Consider the following 18,313-nt stretch of genomic DNA (forward strand, 5'->3'; position numbering starts at 1 on the left):
GGGTGCCGGTCAACGAGAAGCTGATGGAGCTCGGCTCGTGGTCGTTCGAGCTGATCGACGAGACGCCCAAGACCGTCGTCGACGCCATCAGCTACTTCGGGCATGTCGCGTTCATCCCCGGCAAGGTCAACCCTGCCGAGTACGGCGACGAGCTGCTCGACATGGCCCGCTACGTGGGCGTGGTGACCGGCAAGAGCGTCGATCACATCCGCAAGGTCATCAGCGGGCAGGGCATGGCTCTGTGGCTGGCCGACTCGGACGGCAAGGGTGACCTGATTGAGTCGCCGATCACCATCACCGGCCAGACGTTCCCGAACGCCATCAGGGCCATCCTGGGCAGCGGCACCGCCGTGGTCGAGGGCACGCTGCACAGCGGCGTAGCGGGGACGTACACGGGTACGCACGTCTACCAGTCGCGGGCGAAGGCGATCAACTTCATCTGCTCGACGATGGGCGCAGAGTGGCGGGTCAACGGGCGCGCGGAGTTGGACGCCGGCCCGGCCGAGGCGCTCTACAACGGCACGCCGGACACGGTGATCGTGAAGCGGCGGCCGAACAGGCACACCGACGGCGACGACCTCGCGCTGCACGGGCTGCGCGGCGACATGGGGTTGGCGCAGGACGTCAAGGACTGGACGACGCGGGTGGTGCTGCTGGCCGAGGGCCAGGGCGACGCGGTGGCGACGGCGTCGGCGGACATCGCAGCGAACCCGTATCTGGATATGCGTGGCGAGCCGGTGAAGCGTGTGCGGGTGGTGTCGGAGTCGACGACGGCTGCGGGGTCTGCTCAGGCGCGGGCGAATGCGCAGCTTGCCCGGTTCGTGGAGCCGCGTTCGGCGCTCACTTTGACGACGGACGATTACGACGTCAGCGGTGCTTTCAGCATCGGCGATTGGGCGTGGGTATGGGATCCGGACGCCGGACTGGTGGACCCTGATGTCGAGGTCATGTTCCGTGGCGAGCGCATCAATCCGATCAAGCTACGGATGGTCGGCGCGAGTTGGCCGGTCCGTCCGGGTACGACGGTGGCGTTCCGGGCTCAGGATGGGTCGTGGCTGGATCTGACGCCGTACGTGGCGCGTGAGGGTGGGGAGACGACGGTCACGGTCGGGGATCTGCTGCGGGCGCTTTCTGACAGCTCGGTGGAGCCGGTGGGGCCGCGCCCGATCCCCGACAGCACGGTGCCGGGCCAGGTCTCATGGCATTCGCCGTTCGAGTCCGGCGTCTACCTCGCCGCTGACGGCAGCACCCGGGCGAAGATGCTGGTCAAGTGGTTGCTTCCGTTGAACGTGGACGGCAGCACGATCTTGGACGGCGACCATTACGAGATCGGTTACGGCGTCTCCCCCGTCTCGGGCGAGGAGTGGCAGATAGCGTACGCCGCGTGGGGCGACCTCCAGCAGATGATCTACGATCTGTCGCCGGGGATCGACTACGACTTCCGGATCCGCGCGGTGGACACCAGCGGCAACCAGGGCGAATGGTCCGAGGTGGCCGCTGAGCAGACCAACCCCGACACGATCCCCCCGAGCACGCCGGCGCCGCCGTCGGTGGCCGGGTCGTTGATCGCGATTCAGATCGTGCACGAGCTGGGCAAGGCCAGCGGCGGGACGTACAACTTGGAGTTGGATCTCGACCATCTCGAAGTGCACGTCGGATCGTCGTCGGGCTTCACCCCGAGTGACGCCACGCTCAAGGGCCAGGTCATGGCCAACGCGGGCATGATCGCCGCCGAGATCCCCGCCGTCGGCACGGTGGACGTCGAGGAGACGACCACTCGCTACGTCAAGGTCATCGCCGTGGACCAGGCGGGCAACAAGAGCAGCCCGAGCACGGCGGCGACGGCGACGGCTGAGCTGATTGACGACGCCCACATCAGCGATCTGACCGTGACCAAGGTGACGGCGGGCACGATCAGCTCGAACTGGATCATCGGCGCATCGATCCGCACGGCGTCGTCGGGTCAGAGGGTCGAACTGAACGCCAGCGGCCTGCACGGCTACAACTCGGGCGGCACCGAGCTGGTCACCCTGTCGAACACGGGCTCGTTCACGCTACGCAGCGCGACGTCGGGTGCGCGGATCAACCTCACCAACGGCAGCGGGCTGGAGCTGTACAACAGCAGCGGCACCCGCACCGTCCACTTGGACTCGGACGGAAGCTTCGAACTGCGCAGCGCCGCGTCTGGCGCGCGCATCCAGATCGACGGCACCGGCATCAAGGCGTACAACAGCAGCGGCCAGCAGACCGTAGACATCGCCTCATCCACAGGCAACGCCACCTTCGTCGGCCAGCTCGCCACGGGCTTCTCCGGCCGCCGCGTCGTGGTGGACCCGTCCACCAACGACATCAAGTTCTACTCCTCGACCGGGTCATCACCCGCCAGGATCTTGGAGTACGCGACCTACCCCGGAGTGGGATCACTCCAGCTGATCTCGGGTACGGCCACGTCCCCCGAACGGTTCTCCTACCTGGCTTTGCAGCCCAACCGCGCCGACATCTCAGTGACGAACTTCTCGTCCATCGGCGGGTTCGTGTCGCGCATCATCATGAGCGAGACCGAGTTCGCCTTCCAAACCAACCTCGGCGGCTCATCCCACTACCTCGAATACAACATCGGCGGCGGCTGGTGGGTTGATGGATCGCCTCTCAAGAGCTTCATCATCGACCACCCCACCGACCCCGACCGGTACCTCATCCACGCCTGCACCGAGTCGCCGCAGGCAGGTGTCGAGTACTGGGGCGACGTCGTGCTCGACGGGAACGGGCAGGCCGTCGTCGAGCTGCCGGAGTACTTCGAGGCGCTCACCCGGCCGGACGGCCGCTACGTGTCGGTCAACACCTGCTCGGACGAGATCCGCAACGCCTCCGCCACCTACCCCCAGAACGGCCGGTTCACCATTCACGGCGCGCCCGGCGTGCGTGTGACGTGGCTGGTCAAGGCTACCCGCGCCGACGCGGGCGACATGCTCATAGAACCTCGGCGCGACCAGATCACGGTCCACGGCGACGGCCCATACCGCTACTACACCCTGAAGGAACCCCGCGCATGAACCACCAGCCCGGCATGCAGGTGTCGCTCGAAGGACTCCTCGCCGCCGTCGAAGAGCAGCGCAACGCCGCCCTCACCGAGGCAGCCCAGATGAAGGCGCTCGCCCGGCAACTCCTCGCCGAGAACGACCAGCTCAAGGCCGAAGTGGACAAGCTCCGCGCCGACGCCGCTACCGGCGATGCCGGGTCACCGTCGTCCGAGAACGGCGCGACAACCACACGAATGGCCACGCCAACCCGCACGTGAACACCACCAGACAGATCTCCCCCACCGTCCACGCCGGCTTGGTCACCGACCGGCCCACCTGCCGCACCGGCAACGGCTGCTGCTGATACCCGTACGGCGGCGGATACCCCGGCGGAGGAGGATACGGCGGCCCCTGAGGCGGCTGCTGCGGCCCCCACGGGCCCTGAGGCGGAGGCTGAGGCGGGTAACCCATGGCGCGGCTCCAGACACGAGGACGAACGCTGTAGGACGCCCCAAGCATCCCCCAGGTTCACACACCCCACCAGACGTGCCGCCCGCCACGTGCTCCAGCGGGCGGCACCCAACACCCCACGGAGGCCGCTGAGTGGAATGGGCGCAACTCCCCATCGTCCAACTCGGAGCGCTCGGCGTCCTCCTCGGCGTCGTCTGGCTCATCATCACCGGCCGCGTCGTCCCCCGCAGCACATTGGATGATGCCCGCGCCGACCGAGACGCCCGCATAGCCGAAGCCGACCAAGACGCCACCGACTGGCGCACCCTCTACGTCCGCGAATGCGAAGCCCACGAACTCACCAGGCGAGCACACGCCGAAGAAATCCGCGCCGCCCTCCTGGCCAGCACGGAAGGCGCACAAATAGCCGCCGCCCTGCTGAAAGAGATCCGCGAAAAGCAGATCGAGGCAGGCACCACATGACGCCGCACGAGGACGAGCACCGGCCCGAACTCGACGACGCCCGCCAGGCCGTCGAAGAATCCCGCCGCCGCGCCGAACAGGACATGAACCGCGCGCGGGAACGCGCCCGGGGATGGCTCAGCCTGGCCGAACGCCTGAAGCGGCTACGCGAAGAGAACGGCTTCCAGCAACTCTTCGAGGAGGCGTTCGGAGGTGGACGTGGCTGACCTCGCCCAGACCGCAGGCAGCATCCTCATCGGCGTATCCGCGCTCCTCTCCCTCGCCGTCGTCGCCACCCACCAGATGCTGGCCCGCTGGGAACGCACAGCCGCTGGCCGGCACGCCTTCCTCTTCGAAGCCGTCCTCGCCCTATCGCTCACCCTCTGGGCCCTACGCGTGGCGATCCCCGAAGGCCAGTGGTTCCTCGCCGCGCGCCTCGCCGCCTTCGCGCTCGTCCCAGTCGTGCTCGCCTGGCGGCTCATCGTCATCATCCAAACCTGGCGGCGCACCCGCCGCACCCGACGGGGAGGCACCTGATGCCCTGGCTCTTCGAACTCGCCACCATCGCCCGCCGCACCGGCCACCCCGTCACCGAAGTCACCGGCTGGCGGACGCGCGGACACGGCCCCCAGCCCGAAGTCCAAGGCATCGTCTGCCACCACACCGCAGGCCCGGCCGGCGGCGGCGACTACCCCTCCCTCACCGTCGTCCGCTCCGGACGCGCCGACCTCGCCGGGCCCCTGTCCCACTTCGGGATCGGCCGGTCAGGACGCATCTACGTCATCGCCGCAGGCCGGTGCTGGCACAACGCGCCCTCCACGTCGGCCTTCCACGACAACTCCAGCTCGATCGGCATCGAGGCCGAGAACAACGGCCGCCAGCCATGGCCCGCTGCCCAGCTCGACGCGTACCGGAAGCTGTGCGCGGAGCTGTGCCGCGAGTTCGGACTGCCCGCCTCCCGCGTCAAGGCGCACCGAGAGGTCAACACCGGCAAGCCCGACCCCCACTCGATCAATATGAACGCCTTCAGAACTGCGGTGGCCGCACTGCTGAAGGGCCAGCCAGCCGCCGCCGCGGCGTCGTGGACGGAGGAGCTCGTGAACGACCTGCCCCTGCTTCGGCCGAACGCCGACAACTTCGACGTCAAGACACTGCGTGGCTGCCTGTTCGCCCGCGGCGGCCTCAAGCCGGACCGGTACGGCGACGCGGCCGGCCTCAAGGCGTGGCTCGAACACACCAAGTACGACCCGGAGCTTGTGAAGGACGTGAAGGCGTTCCAGCGCGGCCAGAAGCTCGATGACGACGCGCTGGTCGGCCCAAAGACCTGGGCGGCGCTACTCCGCGTCTGACCCCCTCTGCTCCCGGCCAGCCGGCTGGAGAGTTCCATCCGAGTAGGAGCGCCCTCATGCTCAAGCGCACACTCATGGCCCTCACCGGGGTCGTGCTCATCTGGGCCGGGCTGACCGGCCCCAGCAACGCCGCCACGGCGGACATCGCGGCCCTCGACATCACCGCGATCAACTACAACTCGTACGGCGCCGACAGCGTGACCAACAACACCGAGTACGTCGAGGTCAAGAACACCACCGCCGACCCCGTCAACGTCGCCAACCTGCTCGTCCAGGACGCCTGGGCGCGCGGCCGCGACAAGACCACCGGCTGCAACACCTTCCGCCTCGCCCCCGGCGCCCTCCCCGTCGAGACCGGCGCGACCGCCGACCAGCTGCCCGCGGGCGCCGTGCTGCGCCTCCACATGGGCAAGGGCACCGCCGGCATCGACCGGTCGGGCGTGCGGCACGTCTACCGCAGCATGCCTGACGTGTGCGGCTACCACAGCAACGTGTTCAACAACGGCCCGTCCGGATCGAACCGATGGGCCGCCTGGGACACGGCGTGGATCACGCTCGGAACCGGCAGCAAGTCGAAGGGCTACAACTTCTCGTTCGGCTACGTCGCTAAGTGATCGACGACTTGGCCCGGCTGTACCTCGCGAGGACGGCACGGGCCACCCCTCACCCGCCGCACACCGCGGCGGGTTTCTTGTCTCCGCCCTCGATCGAGGGCGGTCGCTCCCAGAAGGAGGGGCACATGCAGGTCAAGATCTTCGGCCGCGAGCCCGCGGTCATCCTGTACGTCGTCAACGCCATCGTCGCGTTCCTGGCCACCATCCCCGCGGTCGGCCTCACCGCCGAGTCGGCCGGCTGGGTGATGACGATCGCGTCCGGCGTGGTGGCGCTGCTCGTCGCTATGCTCACCCGGCCGTTCGTCGTCTCGGCGCTCACCGGCGCCCTGTCCACCATCCTCACCGGCCTGGCGTCGTTCGGGCTGCCGATGACCGAGCAGCAGACCGGCGCGTTCGTGATGGTGGTGTCGGCGGTGCTGGGTCTGGTGCTGCGGTCGAACGTGTCTCCCGCGGCCTCGACGGACAGCTACCCGCCGGGCGTACACTCGCGGTAGCGCGGAACCCGGGACGGCCCCCGTCTCCTCCTTCGGGAGGGGCGGGGGCCGTTTCGTCGTGCCCGGCTGGGCTGCCTCAGCCCTCCCTGAACATCTCCCGCACCGTCGCGCGCACCTCCTCGGGCGGCTCCTCCACCGCCTCGATATGCCGCTCCAGCGCGTCCCGGAGCCGCAGTTCGGCCATGGCCTGGTCAACCTCGCGTGCGTCCATCCGCCCATCGTCGCCCCTGGCCAAGATCCCCGCAGGTGGTGTCCGTAAGATCCCAGCGAGCCACCACCCGGGGGAGACGATATGGCGGACATCGAGATCACACCTGAGGCCATCGCAGCACAGCGCGCCTACGACCAGGCAGACGCGCACGTGCGAGCCCTCACCGACCAACTCCCGCCAGGGACGGTGCTCGCCTCCGGAGCCGCGGTCATCAGCGACGAACAGCGGGAAGCCCTCGACAAGGCCCGCACAGCCCGCCTCGACGCCCTCCACAAGCTCCGCGAAGAACGGGCCAAGCTCGGCCCCGGCAACTCCATAGCGATTGAGACAGCGCTCCGCGAAGCCGCGCGCACGCCGGCCGAATAGCAGAGAGCCCCGGCCCGCAAAAAATCGGGACCGGGGCTCGTACGCGCGGATCAGCGGGGATGACCCTCACCTCGGCTGGCCGGCAGGGACCACCAGGACCTGGTCATCCGGGGAAACGCCATGCCATTCCGTGTCCGTCTCGATCTTCACGGCGACCAGGAGAGGGCCGTCGTCGTCGGTGTAGTCGACGTCCAAAATGAGCGGCCACCTGCCGTCCGCTCTTGGCGGGCTCCAGTTGTTTATAGCGACGAGCCGGTAGCGGCTGCCGTCCGTGTGCCGCATCTCCAGCGCGGAGGCGGGCATCGTGATGGGGGCGATGTCGGACATTCGCTCTTCCTCGTCCTTGCTCTGCGTGGATCGCATGGGTTGCCAGGTCGTGCAGTTCGTGTGCCGGCCGAGCCTCTTGAGGACGGACATGGCCTCGTTGAGTGTCCGCGCGCCGGTCACCTGCTCCTCTTTGCTGCAGCACATGAGGCGGACAGTCGACTTTCCGTTGAGCACGTCAACGGAGATGAGCTGGGCAATCGACATGGGAACTCCTTCGTTCGAGATGAGATCAGTGATTTAACGCGTACGAATTGCGGCCCACCCGCACGGCCTCGCCTCGCTCGGCCAGTACGCCCAGCGTGTTGCGGACGGTGCCCAGCGCGACCTGCTTGCCGCCGTCCTCCAGCACCGCGGCGAGCACCTCATCCGCGGACATAGGCGCCTCCGCCTCCCCCAGGACGGCCACGACGCGGTCCTTGAGCGTCGTCGCCGCCTTCCCCGCCTGAGGCTCGCCCTCGCCATCAACGTCCGTCGTACCACCGGACACCGTCACGCTGAGGCCGCCCTGCTGCTCGAGCCGGAACTGCTCGCACGCCGCAGCCATCGCACGCCGATCATGACGCAGCAGGTAGACCACACCCGCCGTCTCCCACGACGACTCCTCCACCCGGGCCGGCTCCTCATCGCCGTACAAGGCGAGAATCTCCGGGTCGAGGCCAGGCAGCGGCTCGATCGACCCGATCCGGAAATGCCGCATCAGCGCGTTCGGCCGCGGCCCCGACAGCAGGTAGCCCATGCCCTGCGTGCCCGGAGCGTCGTCCTCGTCGCCGCCGTGCGGGTCGAACTGGCTGCGAAGCTCGCGTGGGGCGAGCGTCTTCGGGATCGGCTGCAACTGCTCGCCGGTGGGCAGCAGGCCGTCGGAGACGAGCTGCCGCATCATGGACGACGACCAGCGCAGCAGCGTGACCTCGCCCTCCTTCAACATGCCGCGCAACGTGTCCGAGCCGCCCAACTCCTCCAAGTGGCTGGCCTGCGCGGCGATACGCACGCCGACGCCGACGCTCCGGCCGGTCCTGCCGAGCTCCTTGATGAGGCGCGTCGCCAACTGCCGGTACGGTGCGCCCTTCTCCAGCAACCGGTTCGCCTCGTCGACCGTCACGTGCAGCAGCGGATCCTCACCACGCACGAAGCTGTTGCGGCCCATACCGCTGTACCGGCGCATCCGCTCCTCAGCGACGCTCACGGCCGCCATCAGCATCAGGATCGCCTCCTCCTGCGAATCCGCGAACCAATCGACCTTGCCGCGGGCCTCCGGCACCGACTGCCCAAGCTTCAAGTCGGCCACCCACGAGCAGATGCCGTTGATCTTTTCGGCGGCCAGGTCGAGCTGAAGCGACTTCGACTTGCCAGCGCCCGTCGTCCCGAACATCATGAACCGCTGCGCCGAGCCCGTCTTGGGGTCGTGCAGTCGCCGCTTGGCCGGCCGGCCGTTGTGGTACGACCCGACCGTGTACCGGCCATACCGGTCCATCACCAGGTCATCGCGCGTCACCGCCCGCACCTGCGTAAGCGGATTCGACGGGTAGATCGTCACCAGCGCGCGACGCAAACCATCCGTCTCCACAGCCACCCTGGTCGGGTCGTCGATGCCCAACGCCGAACACAGAGCAGCCAGGTCATACCGGATGACCTGGCCCTGCGGCACCTCCAACGTCAGCTCATACACCTCGCCGGGCGCCTCCACCACGACGGCCATCAGTCATCCCCCGCCATGGGCCGGCCGACGCGCACGCCGGTCAGGATCGCGCCGGGCATCGCCGCCGGGGCGATACGCGTGGACCACGCCGTCGCCAGGTCGTCGTCGCCGCCCTCCCGGCCGATCGTCAGCAGCCGCACGCCCGCGCCACGGCCGGGCACACCGCCGATGGCGATGTCCTCCTCCGGGACGTCCATCAGCGCCGACAGGCTTTTGATCGAGATGTCCGGGACGGGCTTGCCCGGGACGGTCGACCGGATGATGGCGCGCATGCTCCGCTCCCCGGTCCGCTCGATCTGGTCCAGGGCCGTGTCCGGGGCCGGTCCGTCCTTGACGGCGACGAGCCGCGCCCACCAGTGCGCCAGCGGGTGATCGGACACCACCTGGGCGGCCGGGGCCAGCTCGACGGAGCGGGGCGGCGGCGGAGCGAGCATGTGCCGGCCCGCCTGTGCCGGGCGGACAACCCAGGTGCCGACCGTCCACGTCAGCAGCGCGGCGGCCTCGACGGTGGCCCATACGGGGTGCAGGTCCGGCGTGAAATGCTGCCCGGCCAGCAGCACGCCGAGGCTCGCGCCGGGCATCAGGTACAGCACGCTTGCGGTCGCCCGCTGCAGCCCCTCCGGCCGCCACAGCCGCAACGTAGCCAGCCCGGCCAGAGTGAGCGCCGCATCAGCCAGCAGCGACCAGCCAGAGAGTGCTGGCGTGAACATGCCTACCGCGACCGCAGCGGCCCCGGCGAGGGTGGCCACGCGGCCGGTCGCGCTCTGCACCGCTTCGAGACGCCGGCGCGCACGCACCACGGCGGCCCACGCGGGGATGTCGACACGAACGGCGGGCAGGTCCCCCGCCTTCGGCTTCTTCGCGCTCACCGCCACCTCCTCACCGGTTGCTGTAGAACTCGGCCTGCGCCATCGGCACCGGCATGCTCTGCGCCGCGGCGGCCACCGCGCCGTAGTCGGCCTCGTGCGCTGCCGCGGTCTCGTCGAACAGCGATGCCAGCTCCTCCGTGTCCGACGCCATCGCCTCGGCGTCCTCGAGCACCGCGCGCATCACAGCAGCTGCGCCGTGGTGCTCGGCCACGGTGTCGACGTCGACCTCGAGGCCCGCCATCTGGTCGGCCAGCCGGTCGACGCTGGAGGAGCAGTCCTCCACGTACTTGTACGTGCCGCGCACCTGCTCCGACAAGCCACGCAGCCGGAGCCCGGCCAGACCGAGCTGGGCGATCAGGATGCCGTACCGGACCACCCTCGGCAGGACGCTGCCGGTGGAGGCGACCGCCTGCCCGGTCTCGCGGGGGACGAGTTCGCTCATGGCCTACTCCTCGTGGTATTCGCGCTCGGCTGGCCTGACGTGGCCTGCATCCTTCACGGCGTCGGCCAGCGGCTTGTGCCGGACCTCGGCATTGCTGCCCGCGATCGAGATGGCCTCAGCTGCGACCGGCAGGGTCTCCGCGATCGCCTCCGCTTTGGCCTTGACGCTGAGCGTCTTGTCGATGAGCCGCAAGAACATCCCTGTCAGCACCCCGGGCACCTTCAAGTCGATGACCTCGGCCCGCAACATCTCCAACCGGGTCAGCAGCCGCTCGCACCCCTCCGCGGTCCTGCGTGCCTCATCGACGCCCTCCGTGATCTGGTCGGCCATGTCGGCGTCCGCCTCGATCACGTCGTGCACGGTGAGGTCCGCGTCGGCGTACTGCGTGTCCCCGGCGCGGGGCGCAGGCACGCTAGGGCTCATCGGCAGGTTCACAGGGCCTCCAGGAGCAGGCGGGGCAGGGTTCGGGCGAGGCGTCCGGTTCGGCTTCGGACCGGACGCGGCGGGCAGCTGCAACCAGCCAGAAGCGGGCGCGCCGCGCACAGCAGCAGGCGAGCGAGGCTCAGGCCGCGACCTGGCAGGCTGGTCCACCCGCTCACACGACTCCACGCGCACACTCCGATCGACACCAGGCGGCGGCCGCATCCACTCCGCACGCGGCGGAGGAGGCGGAGGCGGGCCAAACGGCCCCTCCTCGCGCTGCCCTTCATCCCTGGGCAATCCATCCCGCTTGCTCCGGCGCGCACGCCGGCCGCGCAGCCACTCGGAGGTGGCCCCCCAGCGAAGCCGTGGGTCGGCCTTCTCTCCCTCCGCCGTGCTCTTCCCGTCCTGCTTGGGCTCGTCCGTCTCAACGCACGCCCGGTCACCGAGACCGGAGGTGCTGGCACCGGTCCGGCTCGTCCACCGCTTCCTGCCCGGCGGCAGTGCGCGATCGCCGCCCGGGCCGGGCTCGCTCTTCGGAGGCGCTTTCCATGCCAGCTTGGGGCCCGTCTTCTTTGGCGCGCTCGCCTCGTTCTTGCCCATGGTGTCGGCAGACTTGGCCTTGTCCTTGGCCTTCTTGGTTCCGCCGTCCGGACGCGGCTTCGGGTCGCGAACCTCAACGCACGCCCCGTCGCCGAGACCACCCTTGACCTTCCGCTTCTTCTTGCGCTTTTTGCCAGTCGAGCCGCCGTAGCCGTAGTCATCCCAGTCCGAGCGGCCGCGCTTCGACGCCTTGGGCGCCCTGGTGCCGTCGAACGCGAATGGCTCATCGTGCCCACGCTTGTCCTTACGGCCACGCCGACGACGCGGACCCCCACCACCGCCGCCGCCCTCAAGCAGCCCCGACGACGTGCCGCCGCTCGAACGCGACCTGCGCCGCGAACCGCCGCCGCTCTCGTGGTGGCTGGCGCTCGACATGCGCGGCCGACGACCGCTGCCGTCGTTCTTGTCCGCCAGCGCCTTCCGCTGGCGTGCGCGTTGCCACAGCGCCTGCGCCGCGGCCACACCCATCGCGGTCACGATCGCCATGCACACCTGGAGCAGCTCGCGGCCGGTCGGGTTGGCCGGGTCCTGCGGGGCGGGCGGGGCCAGCGCACCATCGTCGCTGGAATCATCACCGGTGTCATCGCCGGTGCCTCCACCACCGCCGCCGGAACCACCGCCCAGCGGCGGAGGAGGGGGCATCAGCAGAGCCACCGGAGGGCGCATCGCCTCCAGTCGCGGCAGAGCTGGCGTCGGCGTCTCCGCCGCCCGCGAGGGCGCTGGCCGGGACTCAGCCGACGGCATCGGGGGCAGCGGAGGAGGCGGAATCGACCCTGACGACCGGGGCCGGAAGCTCACGATGTTGCCGTCATCAGCCACCGATCGCCCCTCTCTCGTGTTGACGGACAGTGACCATGTGCCGTACTCTCGCGCGCCCGCGCGTCCGCGCGCCCGCGCGCCCGCATAGGAGGCGCCGAGAAGGCGTGAAGGCGGGCCACATGCACATGAACATGAAGATCACGCGTCACTCACCGTAGCGATCGCAGTAGTGCTTGAGCGTCAACGCAAGATCAGCCCAAGCCGTCTCATCGCCCAGCTCCGTCCGCTCCCGGGCAACCCTCCGCGCCTGGTCCCACCACAACTCCGCATTGCCCTGCGGGCCGCGCCTCCCCAGCCACTCCTGGCGTTCAGCGGCGTGCCGACGCTGGTTGTACGCGCGCCGCTCCTCCTTCGTCATCGGCCGCGTCATGCCGGCCGATCCCGGGCCAGGTGATCCATGAAGCTGCCCCCGCTCTCCTCATCCGCCCCGCTGCGCTTCCGCGCCGGATACGGCTGGCCACCACCACGCAGCATGCGCGGCTGCGCGGCGGCACGCTCAAGCTCGGCGGCCTCCCGCCGCGCCTGCCGCTCAGCCGGCAACTCGTGACGCTGGCGGCGGTGCTGGGCGGCCACCACGAAGGTGAGCTTGACGGCCTCTTCGAGGTGTTCCTGCAGCTTGGCGAACGGCGCGGTGACCTTGTGGTGCCGCCACCACGCCTCGAACGAGCCGTACTCCTGCGGCGGGTTCGCGGCCCACATGGCCTCGGCGTCACGCCTCATCCGCGCCACATGGTCGACATACTCGGCCAGGGAGGCGCGGAGCTGGCGGGACCACGCTTCCACCATCTCCGGCTGGTCCAGCATGTCGCCGGACCAGCCGCTGGACCTGTCGCTCATCGGGTTCCCTCCTGCGTCTTGAGCGCGTCACGCACAGCCCGCGCGGTGTCGGTGCCGCATCTCAGGGCCTTCCGAATAGCGGTCGCAGACGGATCCGCCTCTAGCCGCCCAGCGGCGATGAGCGCCCTCGCCTCGCTCGTCGCCCGGACGATGTCAGCAGCCCGCCCGCCGGACGTTTGCCCTGTACTCCGCACCAGTAGGGGGCTACCGGTAGGAGCCTGGCGGGCCAGTAGGGGGCTACGAGTAGACCCGCCGTGATCCAGTCGGGCGAACGCGTCCAGAATGATCGGCAACGCCATCGTGATCGCCACGGCCACGATCGGGCCGAGCGTGTGCAACACCAGCCGCGACAGCGAGAACTCGCCCTCCACTGACCACGGCATATGCGGCCAGGCGTTCATCCCGAGCGTCAAACCCAGGAACAACATCTCCAGCCAATTGAGCTTCTTCGACCGAATCGGCTGACCACGAGTACCCAAGTACGCCTTCGCACCCACCACGACCAGCAGAGCCAGACTCATGAACGGCTCCACTAGCCAGGCCACGATCCACGCCGGCGACCATGAGGGCGCTCCCTCGGCGGCGAACACCTGAACGCCCGCCGTGCTCCACGCGAGCGCGAGCGTCAGCGACACCATCCCGGCCGTCACCAGCAAGCGCCGCATCCTGGCGGCCTGCCACGCCCGCATCACCGGGTCCTGGGCGAGCTCGTGCAGCCGCGCCGCCTCGTAGGCGGCGCGCCGCCGCTTGCGAACCTTGCGGGTGTCGACGACGATCGGGGTGTCGTCACTCTGGAGTTGCGCGACGAGGTGCGCTTCGGCGACTTCCTGGCGGAGTTGCTTGACCCAGCGGGTCTCGCCCTCGGCCAGGTCGATGACGAGCGGCTTATCGTCGGCTTCCACCAGCTCGGCGTCGATGGCCTCGTCCTCGTCGAGCCCGTTGCCGGCTGGGGCCTCAGTCGCCTCGACGGGCTCGACGAGGTCGCCCCACCGCACGTCGCGTCGCGGTTGAGCCTCGATGGCCAGCATTTGCTCGGCCCCGGCGATGGCGCGCTGGATCTCCTCCGGCGTCGGCTCGGGGCTGGGGGTCGCTGCTGTCGTCACTGCGCCACCTCCATGGCGAGGAGATCCGTCGGCTCCAGGTGGAGCGCAGCGGCAACATCCATCAGCCGGTAGCGCCACACACGGCCGCCGGGCAGCGCCACGGCGCGCAGCCGGCCGTTGCGGCGCCACACTCCGACCGTGCGGAGCTCAACGCGCGCCAAGGCGGCCACCTCGTCGGGGGTGAGGAGCCGGTCAACGGACACTGCGATCTCCTTCGCGTATCGGGGGCGAGTCGGACACTTCGGCATCCGTCGCCCTTCGACATACCTCTCAACCTTCCTACGAAGGTTATCGGTAGTCAATGACCTTCGTAGGAAGGTAGACAAATCAGCCTACGAAGATGTACCCCGCCATGCATGACCTTCGTACGACAGTGGCTATACGCTGACGCCATGTCACCTACGCAGGACACGGGACCCGCGAGGGCGATTGCCGACGCGCTCAGGTCCGACATCAGGAACGGCACCTACCGGCCCGGCGAGAAGCTCCCAAGCCTCCGCGAGCTGTGCGAGCGTCACAGCGTCAGCCGCAACACCGCCGCCAAAGCGATCACCCTGCTTCGCAACGAAGGGCTGGTGTCGACCCGCTACGGCTCGGGAGCGTACGTCCGCGACGCCCAACTGCACCTCGTACGACGACTGGGCCCCGACCGGTACGCCAGATCACGCTGGGACGTGACCACCGTCGACGCCTTCCCCAGCGAGCTCGCCGCCGGCGCCCCCACGACGCAGCAGGGCGGCCAAACCCAGGAAGTGCAGCGCGTCGAGGCCGACGTGCGCATCGCGGCCGCACTCGGCATCGAGGCCGGGGAGGAGGTGTGGCAGCGGGCCCGGCTCGTCACACGCGACGGGGAGCCGACACACACCATGACGTCCTGGTACAAGATGGACGATGTCAACGGGACGCCGCTCGTCGACGAGCGGCCGGGCATCGCGGGCCGCCGCGGCGGGTTCGCCGTGCTCACCGACCGGGGCCTGGCGCCGAGCCACATCGAGGAAGACCTTTATGCGCGGATGCCGACGGTCGAGGAGGCCCGTCGGCTCGGCATGCCGGGCGGCGAGCCGGTCGTGGTCGTGCACCGCGTGACTACGACCGCGGACGGCCGGCCGGTGGAGTACGCGCGCGGCGTGCACAGGGCGTCGCGGTTCTCGTGGCGTTACGGTTTCGACATCCCCGACTGATCGCGCCCTGCCTGGTGATACGAGAAGCCCCGCCCGGAGGTTCGTCGGGCGGGGCTTCTTGTTGCGGCGGCCTGCGCGCCGCCGCGGGCCGCCCCCGGGGTGCGGCCAGGCGTTCCTCCGCGCTGCGTGCGGGCTGCGGAGGTTCTCCGGGGGCGGCTGCTGGATGGCCCCCGCCCCGCGTCGCTTCATGCGGGCGGGGCGGGGACCGGCTTGTGCGGGGTGACCCTCTCGCGCCTCCCTCAAGACGCTGCTTCCAGCGGGCCACCCCTGAGCCTCTGCCTGCTGACGGCCGTTCGGCTGCTTCCCCTCCAGCAGGCAGAGGAGATCAGGTCCCGTCCTTCTCCTGCGGAGACAGGGAGGGGCGGGGGCGCCGCAGCCAGCCCTGCGACTTAGACCGGAGCGACTTCACTGGCACCGCCTCCGCCAGGGCCTTCTCCACGAGGTGCACACACTCCGGGCACGACCTGCCAGCGATCAGGCCAGGGAACGGGAGGACCGCGCCCGCCACCTCATGCACCCACACGCGCGCCCCTGCCGAGCAGATCGAGTGCCTCCACGTGCCCGGCCGGGCGTCCGCCACAGCATGCAGGACCGCCGATTCGCCAAGCTCCTGGACTTCGCCCACCGCGTATGCGGTCATGAGCACACCCCTCCTCCGAGCCTCATCGTCAGCGTCAGAAGGCCCGCGTTGGCCTCGTGCACCGCGGTGTGCGGCAGCCACCCCTCGTAGCGGGCGTGCCACATTCGCTCGGTGCGCCACACCGTCCAGCCGGGGAACACTCGCTCCAGCAGGTCGCACATCGCCTGCGCGTTGGCGGGCTGGTCGTAGTAGGCGACCGTCTCTTCTGGAGTCATGACCGCGACCGTGGGGACGAGACGCGCCGCGTCGCCGCGCGGTCCTCCGACGGGCGGCGCTGCTCGACCACGAGCAGGCCCAACTCCTCCGGCGGGAGTTCCCGCCGGAGTTCGGCGTACACCATCCGGCCGCCGCGTCCAGACCGCTCCCCGTACGCGTCAGCTAACCGGCTCAGCACCTGGTGCGAGTCCGCCGGGTCCGGCGCATGCACGTCGCCGGCGTAGTGCAACGCGAAGCGGACAGTCCGGCTGTCGTCGTCGACCTCCGTCACCAGGTTCAGTGCGGTCTGGGCCGACGACCTGGCCACTCCGACCGCGAACATCGCCGACACGATCTCGGAAGCGTCTTGGGCGCGGGCCGGCATGTGCAGCTCGGCGACCGTGCGGGCGTGCCGGGCGGCGGCCTCAGCCGAACCCGGCGCTGCGGGATAGTCCTGGGTCCACGTAGTCACGCATCCACCACCCAACTGTGTCGGCAACCGGATATCCGGCTCGCGTCTTGGATGTCCAGCTTGAGAGCTGGATATCCAGCCTGTCAAGCTGTGGAGGTGAACCAGCCCAGCTACGTCCGCATTGCCACGGATCTGCGCACCCGCATCGCCAACGGATCCCTGCCGCCCGGCACCCGCCTGCCCGCACGCCACCAGATGGCCGAGGAGTACGGCGCAGCCGAAGGCGTCGTCCGCCAAGCCACCGAAACCCTGGTGCGCGAAGGACTCCTCGTGTCCCGGCCGGGAGCGGGCACGTTCGTACGCGAACGCCCCCAGCCGCGCCAGTTCCGCCGCTCCTGGTACTACGAGCGCCGCAACGGCAGCCCATTCGCGCGGCTGATGGAGGAGCAGGGCCGCCACGGGGTGTGGGAGCACCGGAGCGACACGATGCAGGCACCGCCAGAGGTGCGCGACCGGCTCGGCCTGGCCGCTCCTGACGGCGGCGAGCACGATGTGATGTGCACCCGCTACGTGTTCCGCGACGAGGGCGACGCCAGCCCGTGGACGGTGTCGACGTCGTGGGAGCCGCTGGACCTGACGAAGGGCACGCCGATCGCGTTCCCGGAGGCGGGCCCGCACGGTGGGCTCGGCGTCACGCATCGGATGGCCGCCATCGGCGTCGACGTGGATGCGTGGCGCGAGGAGGTGTGGGCTCGGCCGGCTTCGCGGGAGGAGGCGCAGCAGCTGGGCATCGGCGCGGGGTCGATCGTGACGGTGATCGAGCGCGCCTACTTCGCGGGCGAGCGGGTGGTGGAGGTGTGCGACATCATCGTGCCGGCGGAGTCCACCAGGGCGGTGTATAGCGGGCCGGTGGGCGAGGAGCGGGGGCACGTGCGGCCGTAGGGTGTCCGACCGCCGCGGCGAGGGCTAGTCGCAGACGACGGTCGGACAGCCACCTACCGTAGTCGGAGTGGGTCACGCCGGTCTATAGGTACCTATGCGTGCTTCTGCGTGCGGGGGTGCTGGTGTGAGCCCCTACGCTCACGTTCATGATCAACTGGCGTGATGATCTGCCGAGGTGGGAGCAGATCGTGCGCATCGTCAAGCGGCGTATCGACTCCGGCGAGTACGGGCCCGGCCGCATCATCACGGAGCGGGCGGTGATCGAGGAGTTCGGAGTGGCGAAGATCACGGCGCGGAAGGCCATCGCTGGGTTGCGCGAGCGCGGCCTGATCTACACGCGGCCGAATCTCGGAAGCTTCGTCGGCCCCGAGCCTCCCGACGACGAGTGACCGCCCCCTCAACGTGACGCCCCGCCCTCCGGGTCGGAGAGCGGGGCGTTTTCATGATCGTGCGCGGGTGGTGCGCGGAAAGCTCCGATTTACCAGGGACTCACAGAACCTTCTAGGAACCCATTCTGTTGTCCAGCCGCAGGTCAGAGCCACACATCAACCCCGCACCAGCAGCGCCACGCACTCCACGTGGTGGGTCATCGGGAAGGCGTCGAAAGCGCGCAGGTCTGCGAGGGGGTAGCCGTGGTCGCGGAACCAGGCGAGGTCGCGGGCGAGAGTGGCGGGGTCGCAGGAGACGTAGACGATGCGCAGGGGCTCGAGCGCGCCGACCCGGTCGACCACCTCGCGGCCGAGCCCGGCGCGCGGCGGGTCCACCACCACGATGTCGGCCCGCTCGATCTGGAAGCGGTCGAGCGCCTCCTCCACCCGGCCGCGCTCGACCCGCGCCTGCGGCAGGTCGCGCAGGTTGGCG

The 18,313-nt window shown here is 69.6% G+C and carries 24 protein-coding genes and 1 pseudogene; 12 read left to right on the forward strand and 13 right to left on the reverse strand.

The window, feature by feature from the left end; all coding sequences use genetic code 11:
- Positions 1–2 precede the first annotated feature (2 nt).
- The 8 genes from ABZW11_RS26685 (at position 3) to ABZW11_RS26720 (ending at position 6,389) form a co-directional block, all read left to right on the forward strand.
- Positions 3–3,053, forward strand: a complete 3,051-nt coding sequence (locus tag ABZW11_RS26685) for a fibronectin type III domain-containing protein (RefSeq protein ID WP_355422291.1) — start codon at positions 3–5, stop codon at positions 3,051–3,053.
- Positions 3,050–3,298 carry a hypothetical protein gene (locus tag ABZW11_RS26690; RefSeq protein WP_355422294.1) on the forward strand — a complete coding sequence of 83 codons (249 nt, stop codon included), beginning with the start codon at positions 3,050–3,052 and terminating at the stop codon, positions 3,296–3,298. The genes ABZW11_RS26685 and ABZW11_RS26690 overlap by 4 nt, the downstream gene beginning before the upstream one ends.
- A gap of 325 nt (positions 3,299–3,623) precedes the next feature.
- On the forward strand, positions 3,624–3,953 hold the full coding sequence (locus tag ABZW11_RS26695; RefSeq protein WP_355422297.1) for a hypothetical protein: 330 nt from the start codon (positions 3,624–3,626) through the stop codon (positions 3,951–3,953).
- A complete protein-coding gene (locus ABZW11_RS26700) occupies positions 3,950–4,159 on the forward strand; it encodes a hypothetical protein (RefSeq protein WP_355422300.1) in 210 nt (69 codons plus the stop codon). Before ABZW11_RS26695 ends, ABZW11_RS26700 begins: the two co-directional genes overlap by 4 nt.
- A complete protein-coding gene (locus tag ABZW11_RS26705) occupies positions 4,146–4,469 on the forward strand; it encodes a hypothetical protein (RefSeq protein ID WP_355422303.1) in 324 nt (107 codons plus the stop codon). The genes ABZW11_RS26700 and ABZW11_RS26705 overlap by 14 nt, the downstream gene beginning before the upstream one ends.
- A complete protein-coding gene (locus ABZW11_RS26710) occupies positions 4,469–5,281 on the forward strand; it encodes an N-acetylmuramoyl-L-alanine amidase (RefSeq protein ID WP_355422306.1) in 813 nt (270 codons plus the stop codon). The genes ABZW11_RS26705 and ABZW11_RS26710 overlap by 1 nt, the downstream gene beginning before the upstream one ends.
- Positions 5,282–5,337: 56 nt before the next feature.
- Positions 5,338–5,895 (forward strand): hypothetical protein, encoded by a 558-nt coding sequence (locus ABZW11_RS26715; protein ID WP_355422309.1) that lies wholly within the window; start codon positions 5,338–5,340, stop codon positions 5,893–5,895.
- A 125-nt stretch (positions 5,896–6,020) separates the two neighbouring features.
- Positions 6,021–6,389, forward strand: a complete 369-nt coding sequence (locus ABZW11_RS26720; RefSeq protein WP_355422311.1) for a hypothetical protein — start codon at positions 6,021–6,023, stop codon at positions 6,387–6,389.
- A gap of 76 nt (positions 6,390–6,465) precedes the next feature.
- Here ABZW11_RS26720 and ABZW11_RS26725 read toward each other — a convergent pair whose 3' ends face one another.
- Entirely contained in the window at positions 6,466–6,600 is a 135-nt protein-coding gene (locus tag ABZW11_RS26725; RefSeq protein WP_355422314.1) for a hypothetical protein, read from the reverse strand.
- Between the two features lie 81 nt (positions 6,601–6,681).
- On the opposite strand from ABZW11_RS26725, the gene ABZW11_RS26730 reads away from it, so the two are divergent.
- Positions 6,682–6,966, forward strand: a complete 285-nt coding sequence (locus ABZW11_RS26730; RefSeq protein ID WP_355422317.1) for a hypothetical protein — start codon at positions 6,682–6,684, stop codon at positions 6,964–6,966.
- 66 nt (positions 6,967–7,032) lie between these two features.
- On the opposite strand, the gene ABZW11_RS26735 is transcribed toward ABZW11_RS26730, so the two are convergent.
- The 9 genes from ABZW11_RS26735 to ABZW11_RS26775 all read right to left on the reverse strand — a co-directional run bounded on the left by ABZW11_RS26735 (position 7,033) and on the right by ABZW11_RS26775 (position 14,285).
- On the reverse strand, positions 7,033–7,497 hold the full coding sequence (locus ABZW11_RS26735) for a hypothetical protein (RefSeq protein ID WP_355422320.1): 465 nt from the start codon (positions 7,495–7,497) through the stop codon (positions 7,033–7,035).
- Positions 7,498–7,522: 25 nt separating this feature from the next.
- On the reverse strand, positions 7,523–8,989 hold the full coding sequence (locus tag ABZW11_RS26740) for a hypothetical protein (RefSeq protein WP_355422323.1): 1,467 nt from the start codon (positions 8,987–8,989) through the stop codon (positions 7,523–7,525).
- Positions 8,989–9,858 (reverse strand): hypothetical protein, encoded by an 870-nt coding sequence (locus ABZW11_RS26745; RefSeq protein WP_355422326.1) that lies wholly within the window; start codon positions 9,856–9,858, stop codon positions 8,989–8,991. The genes ABZW11_RS26740 and ABZW11_RS26745 overlap by 1 nt, the downstream gene beginning before the upstream one ends.
- A 10-nt stretch (positions 9,859–9,868) precedes the next feature.
- The gene (locus ABZW11_RS26750; protein WP_355422329.1) at positions 9,869–10,300 is read right to left on the reverse strand and encodes a hypothetical protein; all 432 of its coding nucleotides are present in this window, start codon (positions 10,298–10,300) and stop codon (positions 9,869–9,871) included.
- 3 nt (positions 10,301–10,303) lie between these two features.
- A complete protein-coding gene (locus ABZW11_RS26755; RefSeq protein ID WP_355422332.1) occupies positions 10,304–11,977 on the reverse strand; it encodes a hypothetical protein in 1,674 nt (557 codons plus the stop codon).
- Between the two features lie 310 nt (positions 11,978–12,287).
- Positions 12,288–12,500 (reverse strand): hypothetical protein, encoded by a 213-nt coding sequence (locus tag ABZW11_RS26760; RefSeq protein ID WP_355422334.1) that lies wholly within the window; start codon positions 12,498–12,500, stop codon positions 12,288–12,290.
- A gap of 8 nt (positions 12,501–12,508) precedes the next feature.
- Complete coding sequence (locus tag ABZW11_RS26765; protein ID WP_355422337.1) at positions 12,509–12,979, reverse strand: hypothetical protein; 471 nt, start codon at positions 12,977–12,979, stop codon at positions 12,509–12,511.
- Positions 12,976–14,082: a hypothetical protein gene (locus ABZW11_RS26770; RefSeq protein WP_355422340.1), complete on the reverse strand. Its 1,107-nt coding sequence runs from the start codon at positions 14,080–14,082 to the stop codon at positions 12,976–12,978. The genes ABZW11_RS26765 and ABZW11_RS26770 overlap by 4 nt, the downstream gene beginning before the upstream one ends.
- Entirely contained in the window at positions 14,079–14,285 is a 207-nt protein-coding gene (locus ABZW11_RS26775) for a helix-turn-helix domain-containing protein (protein WP_355422343.1), read from the reverse strand. Before ABZW11_RS26775 ends, ABZW11_RS26770 begins: the two co-directional genes overlap by 4 nt.
- Before the next feature lie 189 nt (positions 14,286–14,474).
- On the opposite strand from ABZW11_RS26775, the gene ABZW11_RS26780 reads away from it, so the two are divergent.
- On the forward strand, positions 14,475–15,263 hold the full coding sequence (locus ABZW11_RS26780) for a GntR family transcriptional regulator (RefSeq protein ID WP_355422346.1): 789 nt from the start codon (positions 14,475–14,477) through the stop codon (positions 15,261–15,263).
- Positions 15,264–15,899: 636 nt separating this feature from the next.
- Here the strand turns inward: ABZW11_RS26780 and ABZW11_RS26785 are convergent.
- Both ABZW11_RS26785 and ABZW11_RS26790 read right to left on the reverse strand, forming a co-directional pair.
- Positions 15,900–16,118 (reverse strand): hypothetical protein, encoded by a 219-nt coding sequence (locus ABZW11_RS26785; protein WP_355422349.1) that lies wholly within the window; start codon positions 16,116–16,118, stop codon positions 15,900–15,902.
- Positions 16,115–16,570: a hypothetical protein gene (locus ABZW11_RS26790; protein ID WP_355422352.1), complete on the reverse strand. Its 456-nt coding sequence runs from the start codon at positions 16,568–16,570 to the stop codon at positions 16,115–16,117. The genes ABZW11_RS26785 and ABZW11_RS26790 overlap by 4 nt, the downstream gene beginning before the upstream one ends.
- Positions 16,571–16,666: 96 nt before the next feature.
- On the opposite strand from ABZW11_RS26790, the gene ABZW11_RS26795 reads away from it, so the two are divergent.
- Together ABZW11_RS26795 and ABZW11_RS26800 are read left to right on the forward strand one after the other, a co-directional pair.
- The gene (locus ABZW11_RS26795) at positions 16,667–17,452 is read left to right on the forward strand and encodes a GntR family transcriptional regulator (protein ID WP_355422355.1); all 786 of its coding nucleotides are present in this window, start codon (positions 16,667–16,669) and stop codon (positions 17,450–17,452) included.
- Between the two features lie 146 nt (positions 17,453–17,598).
- Positions 17,599–17,841, forward strand: a complete 243-nt coding sequence (locus ABZW11_RS26800) for a winged helix-turn-helix domain-containing protein (protein WP_355422358.1) — start codon at positions 17,599–17,601, stop codon at positions 17,839–17,841.
- A gap of 156 nt (positions 17,842–17,997) precedes the next feature.
- Here ABZW11_RS26800 and ABZW11_RS26805 read toward each other — a convergent pair.
- Positions 17,998–18,313 (reverse strand): annotated as a pseudogene (locus tag ABZW11_RS26805) (class I SAM-dependent RNA methyltransferase); the annotation flags it as partial.

The organism is Nonomuraea sp. NPDC004580 (genome assembly GCF_040609855.1).
GTDB lineage: Bacteria > Actinomycetota > Actinomycetes > Streptosporangiales > Streptosporangiaceae > Nonomuraea > Nonomuraea salmonea.

Bases quoted from the DNA above. Each gene is read 5' to 3' on its own strand.
- ABZW11_RS26690 (WP_355422294.1), top strand. From the start codon at position 3,050: ATGAACCACCAGCCCGGCATGCAGGTGTCGCTCGAAGGACTCCTCGCC.
- ABZW11_RS26700 (WP_355422300.1), top strand. From the start codon at position 3,950: ATGACGCCGCACGAGGACGAGCACCGGCCCGAACTCGACGACGCCCGC.
- ABZW11_RS26710 (WP_355422306.1), top strand. From the start codon at position 4,469: ATGCCCTGGCTCTTCGAACTCGCCACCATCGCCCGCCGCACCGGCCAC.
- ABZW11_RS26715 (WP_355422309.1), top strand. From the start codon at position 5,338: ATGCTCAAGCGCACACTCATGGCCCTCACCGGGGTCGTGCTCATCTGG.
- ABZW11_RS26720 (WP_355422311.1), top strand. From the start codon at position 6,021: ATGCAGGTCAAGATCTTCGGCCGCGAGCCCGCGGTCATCCTGTACGTC.
- ABZW11_RS26725 (WP_355422314.1), bottom strand. From the start codon at position 6,600: ATGGACGCACGCGAGGTTGACCAGGCCATGGCCGAACTGCGGCTCCGG.
- ABZW11_RS26730 (WP_355422317.1), top strand. From the start codon at position 6,682: ATGGCGGACATCGAGATCACACCTGAGGCCATCGCAGCACAGCGCGCC.
- ABZW11_RS26735 (WP_355422320.1), bottom strand. From the start codon at position 7,497: ATGTCGATTGCCCAGCTCATCTCCGTTGACGTGCTCAACGGAAAGTCG.
- ABZW11_RS26740 (WP_355422323.1), bottom strand. From the start codon at position 8,989: ATGGCCGTCGTGGTGGAGGCGCCCGGCGAGGTGTATGAGCTGACGTTG.
- ABZW11_RS26750 (WP_355422329.1), bottom strand. From the start codon at position 10,300: ATGAGCGAACTCGTCCCCCGCGAGACCGGGCAGGCGGTCGCCTCCACC.
- ABZW11_RS26760 (WP_355422334.1), bottom strand. From the start codon at position 12,500: ATGACGAAGGAGGAGCGGCGCGCGTACAACCAGCGTCGGCACGCCGCT.
- ABZW11_RS26765 (WP_355422337.1), bottom strand. From the start codon at position 12,979: ATGAGCGACAGGTCCAGCGGCTGGTCCGGCGACATGCTGGACCAGCCG.
- ABZW11_RS26780 (WP_355422346.1), top strand. From the start codon at position 14,475: ATGTCACCTACGCAGGACACGGGACCCGCGAGGGCGATTGCCGACGCG.
- ABZW11_RS26785 (WP_355422349.1), bottom strand. From the start codon at position 16,118: ATGACTCCAGAAGAGACGGTCGCCTACTACGACCAGCCCGCCAACGCG.
- ABZW11_RS26800 (WP_355422358.1), top strand. From the start codon at position 17,599: ATGATCAACTGGCGTGATGATCTGCCGAGGTGGGAGCAGATCGTGCGC.